This window comes from Gordonia sp. UCD-TK1 (assembly GCF_001691435.1).
Lineage (GTDB): Bacteria > Actinomycetota > Actinomycetes > Mycobacteriales > Mycobacteriaceae > Gordonia > Gordonia hongkongensis.
The window spans coordinates 1-4,934 of sequence record NZ_LZMP01000059.1 but is presented as its reverse complement, the minus strand read 5'-3'; the positions used below and the strand labels follow the sequence as shown (position 1 = coordinate 4,934).

Sequence of the window (4,934 nt, the reverse complement as noted above, 5' to 3'; positions counted from 1 at the left end):
TTCTGCGCGCCACGATGCGGGAGTCGTGATCGACCACAGCGACAACTTGCTTTTTCGACGCCAGATCAATCGCTGCGACCGCGTAGTCACGGCGCACGATGCCCCGGAACTTGCTCAACCGATCGTTGCGACGCTTGTCTCCACGACTCAAACGACTAGCCTTAGACATTGACATCCTCCTTTTGTGGTTGGGATAACCAAGCCCCTTATGACCACATCAGGAGGATGTCCCAGTTACCAGCCCTTCCAGCTATTACTAGGAGCGCCCGGAGCTTGCGGAGGGCGCGTCACGAAGGGTTTGCCACGCACCTCGCCAGGACCCTTCGAGGCTCGTCACTTGCGCTCCTCGCACCTCAGGGAGCGAGCGGTGACGCGCGCACGGGTCAGGCCGCGAACACCGACAGTCGGGCGGGTTCTTCGACGACCGAGTAGTGCGTCGCGTCGCCCTGGAGAACCTGGCTCGCCTGACCGTGGACGTCGACGGGCACATCGCCGGCGAGGGTGATGCGGTGCAGTTCACGCTGCTGGTTGCCGAAGTCGGCGATGCCGTAGTGCTGCGTGGCGCGATTGTCCCAGATCGCCACGTCGCCCAGTTTCCAGTTCCACCGGAAGGTGTTCTCCAGCTTGGTGATACGTGCCTGGAGGAGCTGGTAGAGGTCGGCGAACTCGGAACTCTTGAGGCCGCGGAACTCCTTGGCGAAGTGTCCGAGCAGCAGGCTGCGTTCGCCGGTCTCGGGATGGACGCGGACGACGGGGTGCAGCGTCTGGTACTCGGAGCTGGTGAACTCCTTGTAGTGCTCGGCCTTGCGACTGACGTCGACACCGCCGGACGGCTCCTTCTGGCCGACGTAGTCGTACAGATTGGTGTGGGTGGCCCACAGCTCTTCGGTCAACGCGCGCAGCGGTTTCGGCAGCTGCTCGTAGGCGGCCACCGTCGACGCCCAGGTCGTCGCGCCGCCGTAGCTCGGCAGCGTCACCGCCCGGAGGATGGACGCCTTCGGGATGCGATCGACGAACGTCACATCGGAGTGCCAGCTGTTCGCGGCGCCTTCGATGGTCAGCAGCTGTTCGCCGCGTGAGGTCACCGTTGGATGCGGCGCGGTGGGATCGCCCAGGAGTTCGGCGAAGGCGTACTGGCTGTCGTCGTCGAGCTGGTCCTGGCCCTCGAAGACGATCGTCTTGTTGATCGCCAGCGCCAGGCGGATCGCCTCCACCTGCTTCGGGGCGAGGTCGCCGCCGAGCCGCACCTGGCCGATGCGTGCCCCGATGTGCTCGCCGAGCTTGTCGACGGTGATCCCCGCGTCGCGGTAGATCTGCTGAGCTGCCTGCTCGCGCTCGGTCCGGTCCTCGATCTGCGCCAGGGTCATCTCTCGTCCTCTTCTCAATGTCGTTTGATGGCAATCGAATTCATCAGACCACCGCGACGGTGGTGCGATCGAGGAAAACGCTCACGGTGATCGGAACGCTTCAGTCCGCCGAGGCCTCCGCCGCGTCGTCGATCTCGCGACGGACATCGGCCGGAACGCGCACCGTCCTCACCGCCCGAGGACCGGTACACCAGGGACCTCGTCGATGCCGTGCCGTTCCCGGACCCGGTCGTGCAACGGGCGCGTCGGGAACGGATTCGATGAGTTTGTCTCAAGCGTCCACCCCGGACCGGGGGTAGATGGTGTGATCGGGTGACCGACGATCCCGGGAGTCGCCATGAGTATTGCCCTGACCGATGACCACGTCGAACTCGCCTCGGTGGTGCGCGAATTCGCCGTCGACCGAAAGGTGCGGGCGCAGGCGCGCGACCGACTCGACGCGCCCGAGGAGGCCAGACCCACGTTCTGGGCGGAGATCGCCGAACTCGGTTGGCTGGGTCTGCACGTCGCCGAGGAGTACGGCGGTTCCGGTTTCGGGATCGCCGAGTTGGTCGTCGTGACAGAGGAATTGGGCCGCGCGGTGGCGCCGGGTCCGTTCCTGCCCACCGTGATCGCCTCGGCGATCCTGACTCATGCCGACGACGAGACGCCTGTCCGCTGGCTGCGGCCGCTCGTCGACGGCACGGTCACCGCGGGTGTGGCGGTGGTGCCGGAACTGACCGAGGCCGGTGGGACGGTCTCCGGTCAGGTCGACGCGGTACTCGGCGCACCGCTCGCGGATCTGCTGGTACTCATCGGCGACGACGATGTGCTGGTGGTGGAGTCGTCGGACTCCGGTGTCGAGGTGGGCGCGCACGCCGATCTGGACCCGACCCGATTGTCGGCGAGGGTGTCGCTGTCGAGTGCCGCCGCCGTCCGTCTGCCGAGACTGGCGGCCACCGCGCTGGCGCTCACCCGGACGCTGGTCGCGGCCGAAGCCGTCGGCGGGGCGCGGGACGCGCTGGACGCCGCGGTGGCCTACGCAAAGGTCCGCGAACAGTTCGGCCGGACCATCGGCACGTTCCAGGCCGTCAAGCACCACTGCGCGAACATGCTCGTCGGCGCGGAGGCCGCCACCGCGGTGGTGTGGGACGCGGCGCGAGCGGCCGACGAGAACGCCGACGCGCTCGGGCTGGTCGCGGCATCGGCGGCCGCGCTGGCACTGCCCACGTACACGACGAACGCCGAGCTGAACATCCAGGTGCACGGTGGGATCGGCTTCACCTGGGAACACGACGCGCACCTGCACCTGCGCCGCGCCACTGTGCTGCAGGCGCTGTTCGGCGGACAGCAGCCGGCTCGTGACGTGTACGAGTTCTCCGCGGGCGGCGTCACCCGTGCCAACAGCCTCGACCTCCCACCCGAGGCCGAGGAACTGCGTGCGCGCGTTCGAGCCGACATCGCCGAGATCGCCGGCGTCGGCGAGTCCGCGCTGCGCGAGAAGCTCATCGACACCGGTTACGTCATGCCGCATTGGCCCAGGCCGTGGGGACGCGCCGCGGATTCCGTCGAACAACTCGTCATCGAGGAGGAGATGGCGACCGCGGGTGTGAAGCGGCCCGATTACAGCATCACCGGGTGGGTCATCCTCACCCTCATCCAGCAGGGCACGCAGGACCAGATCGACCGGTTCGTCCGGCCGGCGCTGCTCGGGGACGAGGTGTGGTGTCAGCTGTTCTCCGAGCCCGGCGCGGGGTCGGACGCGGCAGCGGTCAGCACGAGGGCCACGCGCGTCGACGGCGGCTGGCGCATCAACGGCCAGAAGGTCTGGACCAGCGGCGCCCACCTGTGCCGGCGGGGGCTGGCAACGGTGCGGACCGACCCGGAAGCCCCCAAACACAAGGGCATCACCGCCGTGTTGATCGACATGTCGGCGCCCGGTGTCGAGGTACGTCCGCTGCGGCAGATCACCGGCGGCTCCGAGTTCAACGAGGTGTTCTTCACCGACGTCTTCGTTCCTGACGAAGACGTGGTGGGCACACCGAACGACGGCTGGGCCGTGGCCCGCGCGACCCTCGGCAACGAGCGGGTCAGCATCGGCGGCGGTGCGCCGGGTAGCGAGGGTGCGGTCCAGCAGATGGTGGCACTCGTCCAGGGCTACGGGGACCGGGTCGAGGGGGCGGCGACGAAGGTCGGTGAGTTCCTCGCCGTCGAAGATGCGCTGCGACTCCTCAATCTGCGTCGCGCCGCCCGATCGGTCGTCGGCGCCGCTCCCGGACCCGAGGGAAATGTGACGAAACTGCTTCTCGCCGAGCATCTCAGCGACCGCGCGCACCTGGCCGCGGAATTGCTCGGACCCGACGTCGCGTTCTCGTCCGGTCCCGGCAAGCTGGCCGGCCTGCTGATCCTCGGTGCCCGCGGGATGTCGATCGCCGGCGGGACGTCGGAGATCACCCGCAACCAGATCGCCGAACGCATCCTCGGCTTGCCGCGCGACCCGCTCATCCGCTGAGCGCCCAGAGCTTGCGGAGGCCACCCCTCTGCTCCCTGCGCAGGGCCCACCTTCTGCTCCCGGCGGAGGGTCACCCCTCTGCTCACCTGCGGAGGGTCACCCTTCTGCTCACCTGCGGAGGGTCACCCTTCTGCTCCCTGAGGAGCGCCCGGAGCTTGCGGAGGGCGCGTCACGAAGGGTCTCGCAACCCGCCTCACCAGGACCCTTCGTGACGCTCGCAAGCTCGCTCCTCAGGGAGCAGGGGGTGACGCTCGCAAGCTCGCTCCTCAGGGAGCAGGGGGTGACGCTCGCAAGCTCGCTCCTCAGGGAGCAGGGGGTGACGCTCGCAAGCTTGCTCCTCAGGGAGCAGGGGGTGACGCTCGCAAGCTCGCTCCTCGGGGGCGGTCACCGTCGCCCGGGCGGCCGGTCACCGGCCGGGCGCAACGCCCACGACGGCACCCAGTGCGTGACCTTCTCCTGTCGGTCCTTCGAGGTGATCGTGTAGGTGACCTTGCCGTACCAGGCGCCCCATTCGTCGCGCCCCCACTCGGTGAGGACGCCGAGGTGCACCGACCGGATCTGCAAACCGTCGGGGTGGTACTCGCCGCTGAAATGCGGTGCGTTGGGGTAGAGCGCGCCCAGGTCGATGAGCACCGCCTTGTGGCCGACCCGCACGAAGGCGGGCCGGTGTGGTTGGCCGTTGTCCCCGCCAATCCACTTCATGCCCACTCAGTCAGTTTCGCACGTGTGTTCGAGCGGTGTCACCCTCGGTCGGGTCGGCCGGGCCGCCCGGCGGGAACTAGGAGCCTGCTGAATTAGGGTCCAGCCTGGGTTGAGGTTCCTGCTGCGGGGATGTGTCGGTTCCGGGGTGTGGTCGTGGTGATCGATCTAGGTGGGGCGGCGGTGCCGCGGTTCAGGCGGTGGCCAGTGTCCAGGTGCCGTTGGTGGTAGTCAGTCCGAGGGTGATCAGGCGGCGTAGGTTGATCGCGGCGGCGCGGTGGTGCAGCCAGTTGTTGTTGCGTTCGATTCCACGGTAGGGCACCCGCCGGTTACCGCGGGTGAGCCAGGCAATCGTCCGTTCGACCATGGGTCGATGC

The 4,934-nt window shown here is 68.1% G+C and carries 4 protein-coding genes; 1 reads left to right on the top strand and 3 read right to left on the bottom strand.

What is annotated here, in order from left to right:
• Positions 1-383: 383 nt before the first annotated feature.
• Positions 384-1,367, bottom strand: coding sequence for a TauD/TfdA family dioxygenase (locus A9310_RS22160; protein WP_065632420.1), 984 nt, complete (start codon positions 1,365-1,367; stop codon positions 384-386).
• A gap of 337 nt (positions 1,368-1,704) precedes the next feature.
• Here A9310_RS22160 and A9310_RS22155 point away from each other — a divergent pair, with 337 nt between their 5' ends.
• Positions 1,705-3,858, top strand: a complete 2,154-nt coding sequence (locus A9310_RS22155; protein WP_065632419.1) for an acyl-CoA dehydrogenase — start codon at positions 1,705-1,707, stop codon at positions 3,856-3,858.
• Between the two features lie 384 nt (positions 3,859-4,242).
• On the opposite strand, the gene A9310_RS22150 is transcribed toward A9310_RS22155, so the two are convergent.
• Both A9310_RS22150 and A9310_RS22145 read right to left on the bottom strand, forming a co-directional pair.
• Positions 4,243-4,560: a hypothetical protein gene (locus A9310_RS22150; protein ID WP_010842754.1), complete on the bottom strand. Its 318-nt coding sequence runs from the start codon at positions 4,558-4,560 to the stop codon at positions 4,243-4,245.
• Between the two features lie 190 nt (positions 4,561-4,750).
• Positions 4,751-4,934, bottom strand: a 184-nt coding sequence (locus A9310_RS22145; RefSeq protein WP_175401127.1) for a transposase, incomplete at its 5' end; no start/stop codon positions are given.

Coding starts and splice junctions, on each gene's coding strand:
- A9310_RS22160 (WP_065632420.1), bottom strand. CDS start 1,367: ATGACCCTGGCGCAGATCGAGGACCGGACCGAGCGCGAGCAGGCAGCT.
- A9310_RS22155 (WP_065632419.1), top strand. CDS start 1,705: ATGAGTATTGCCCTGACCGATGACCACGTCGAACTCGCCTCGGTGGTG.
- A9310_RS22150 (WP_010842754.1), bottom strand. CDS start 4,560: ATGAAGTGGATTGGCGGGGACAACGGCCAACCACACCGGCCCGCCTTC.